This window comes from Sphingomonas sp., assembly GCF_025362505.1.
Taxonomy (GTDB): Bacteria; Pseudomonadota; Alphaproteobacteria; order Sphingomonadales; family Sphingomonadaceae; genus Sphingomicrobium.
The window spans coordinates 1-3411 of sequence record NZ_JANYGG010000029.1; the positions used below are offsets into that span (position 1 = coordinate 1).

Consider the following 3411-nt stretch of genomic DNA (forward strand, 5'->3'; position numbering starts at 1 on the left):
CAAAGGCAATTTCCCACCGATCGTGCTCAAGACGCTCGTGCTGCTCCTGTTGATCGCAAACACGCTCAACATCGCTGCCGACGTCGCGGCGATGGGTGAGGTCGGTGAACTTGTTACCGGGATCGGTCGCCATTTGATGACACTGGGTTTCGTCATTGGCACGTTGCTGCTCCAGATCTTCATTCCTTATCACCGCTATGTCGTCTTCCTGAAATGGCTGACAATATCCCTCCTGGCTTATGCGGCCGTCCTGTTCACCGTGCACGTTCCATGGGAACAGGTGATCGCGCGCACCGTCTGGCCACATTTCACGGTCAACGCGGCGGCGGCCACGATGATCGTCGGCATCTTCGGGACGACCATCAGCCCCTACCTGTTCTTCTGGCAGGCGTCGGAAGAGGTCGAAGACATGCGCGGTGAACCGCCTTTGCGGGAGAATCCCGAACGCGCGCCACTCGAACTCCGGCGGATCAGCCGCGATACGTGGAGCGGTATGCTCTATTCGAACCTGGCAGCGTATTTTATCATCTTGGCGACGGCCCTCACGCTCCATGCCAGCGGTATCACGCAGATCAATACGGCAGCCGAGGCTGCAACGGCTCTACGACCCCTCGCCGGCAACTTTGCCTTCTGGCTGTTCGCGCTCGGTATCCTTGGCGTAGGCCTCATCGGCGTGCCCGTGCTCGCGGGATCGGCCGGATACGCAATGAGCGAAGCGATGGGCTGGAAATGGGGGCTGGAACGCACCGCAAATGACGCTCGCGGATTTTACGGCGTCATCACTGTGAGCGTGCTGGCCGCGCTGGCGATCCAATATTCGCCGATCAGTCCGATGCGCGCGTTGTTCTGGAGCGCAGTGATCAATGGACTGGTCGCGGTACCGCTGATGGTCGTCCTGATCCTGCTCGTCTCGCGCACGAAGGTGATGGGTGCGTTCACCGCCAGCAAACCGATCATCATTTTAGGGTGGATGACAGTGGCGCTGATGGCCGTAGCTGGTGTCGCCATGTTTCTGCCCGGAATCTAGCGGGTGTCCGCCCACGCTAGAGGTAACCGGGCAGGGCATCACGTTAGTCTCGGTCACGCTGATCGCGGCTTCGGCGATGTGGGTGACGGCGGATAAGCGAAACAACCAGCGCAAGCCATCCGACGCCGACCACCAGAAACAGGATGAGATCGGTCACTCAGGGTCTTCCAGACTGAATTGATCGCTATCCTCGGCATAAGCGAAGATTTCTCCGTACCGTCCCCACAGCGTCACAGTCCGCAGGGTTTCGGCGGCATAGTCTGGCGACATATGGTCCTCCAGTTCATCGCGGAAGCGCCGCGCCGGGGCGATGTGACTGCTCCGCTCATCGAGAATGCGACGGATATGCTGGATCAGCGGGACATGGGCCAGGAGCGCCTGGGCAAACAGCGCCTTGCGCGCATCGACATTGGCCTGCGCGTAATTTCGCGCCGCCGGAGTAAGGACGATCTCGGCGCCTTGCAGCTCGGCAAAGCGCAATAGTTGAAGCGTTTCGGCAATCGGGAAGAGATCGTCGATCTCGAGCTGGAGCGAGTCGGCCAGGTCGGCCATGCTCGCCCGCCCCTCGAACGGGGTGCCATCGACCTCTTCGATCAGGCCGGCTAAACTGTTGGTCGATACCCGCGGCAGCACCATTGCGATGCCCATTCCCGGGAACAAGCCGTCGCGCGCCGGTTGTGCCGCATCCGCGCGGGCGGTCATCTGGACATAGATCGCATCGACCATGGCGCGGAACGCCGGTTCCAGGCGGTCGCGTGGCTGCGGCAGATCGACTTTAATCTCTGCCGCCACGCGCCCAGGGTTGGAGGAAAAAAGAAGAATGCGATCGCACATCAACACCGCTTCCTCGATATTGTGCGTGACGAGCAGCATCGACTTGATCGGCATCCGCCCCTCCGACCACAGGTCGAGCAGGTCGCTGCGAAGGGTCTCGGCGGTCAGTACGTCGAGCGCCGAGAAGGGCTCGTCCATCAGGAGCAGCGACGGGTTGACGACGATCGCGCGGGCCAGTCCGACACGCTGGCGCATGCCGCCCGACAATTCCTTGGGATAAGCATTCTCGAAGCCGTCGAGGCCGATCAGGTCGATTGCCGCCAGCGCGCGGGTTCGGCGCTGGTCGGATGGCACCTTTTGCGCCTCCAGCCCGAGTTCCACATTCTGAAGCACGGTCAGCCACGGAAACAGGGCGAAGGTCTGAAAGACCATGCTGACAGTGGGCGGCCGCCCGCTCTCGTCAGGCTCGAAGCGAACCTTGCCCTTGCGCGGACGAATGAGCCCCGCGATCGAGCGCAGCAAGGTTGACTTGCCCGAGCCCGAGCGGCCCAGCAGGCCGACGATCTCGTTTTCCATGAGCGTCAGGTTGACGTCGTCGAGCACGAGGTGGCCTCCCGGCGCGGACCCATAATAATGGTAGAGCGCATCGACCTCGACGAGCGGGCGGGGGGACAGGATGGTGGCCATGGTGGAGGCTCCGTTGGCGGTCATGGGTCAGGTCAGCCGCAGGCGACGTTCGGCGAAGGCGTACATCGGGCGCCACACCAGCCGGTTGAAACTGAGTACGAACAGGGACATCACCGCGATGCCGAGCGCCACGCGCGGAAAATCACCTGCCGTTGTAGCCTTTGCGATGTAGGTGCCCAGGCCATGCGCTTCGAGATGCTGGCTGCCCCACGACACCGCTTCCGCCACGATCGAGGCGTTCCACGAGCCGCCGCTCGCGGTCAGTGCGCCGGTGACATAAAAAGGAAAAATGCCGGGCAGCGCGACCTGGCGCCACCATTGCCAGCCGCGAACGCCGAACATGCCTGCCGCTTCGCGAAGGTCGGTGGGGATCGCGCTCGCGCCGGCGATCACGTTGAACAGGATGTACCACTGCGTACCGAGGATCATCAGCGGCGACAGCCAGATATCCGGGTTCAGGCGCCAGTGAACAATGGCGATCACGGCGAACGGGAACAGCACATTGGCGGGAAAGGCAGCGAGGAACTGCGCGACCGGCTGCAACCGTCCGGCCCACGCCGGATTGAGTCCGATCCACACCCCGATCGGCACCCAGATGAGGCTGGCGAGCGCGATCAGGACGGCCACGCGCAGCATGGTCAGACAGGCAAGAAAGAAGGCCTCGCCGATATCGCTCAAGCCGAGCGTGGCGAGGACATAGCGGGCGGACCACCAGAAGGCCGCGCCCACCGCGAGCAGCACAGCAAATTGCCAGAGCCGCTCCACGAGTGGGTTCGGTGGCGCGTCGCGTGACGGCGGCGCGGCGTGACGCGTCGGTTCGAGTGCGAGCAGCAGTCGGCCGATACCGGCGATCGGGGCAAACAGCACCGGCAAAAGCCGGGTCCGCCGCAGAAGGTCATAGGCCCAGGAACCCGGTCGATCGT

At 62.9% G+C, this 3411-nt stretch carries 3 protein-coding genes; 1 reads left to right on the forward strand and 2 read right to left on the reverse strand.

Features of this window, described 5'->3' with window-relative positions:
• Positions 1–1027: divalent metal cation transporter (locus tag Q0R27_RS02340; protein ID WP_293940552.1), on the forward strand; the 1027-nt coding region annotated here is incomplete at its 5' end.
• Between the two features lie 153 nt (positions 1028–1180).
• Here Q0R27_RS02340 and Q0R27_RS02345 read toward each other — a convergent pair.
• Positions 1181–2488, reverse strand: coding sequence for a nitrate/sulfonate/bicarbonate ABC transporter ATP-binding protein (locus Q0R27_RS02345; RefSeq protein WP_293940554.1), 1308 nt, complete (start codon positions 2486–2488; stop codon positions 1181–1183).
• Between the two features lie 27 nt (positions 2489–2515).
• A partial coding sequence (locus Q0R27_RS02350) for an ABC transporter permease subunit (protein ID WP_293940556.1) occupies positions 2516–3411 on the reverse strand: 896 nt, incomplete at its 5' end.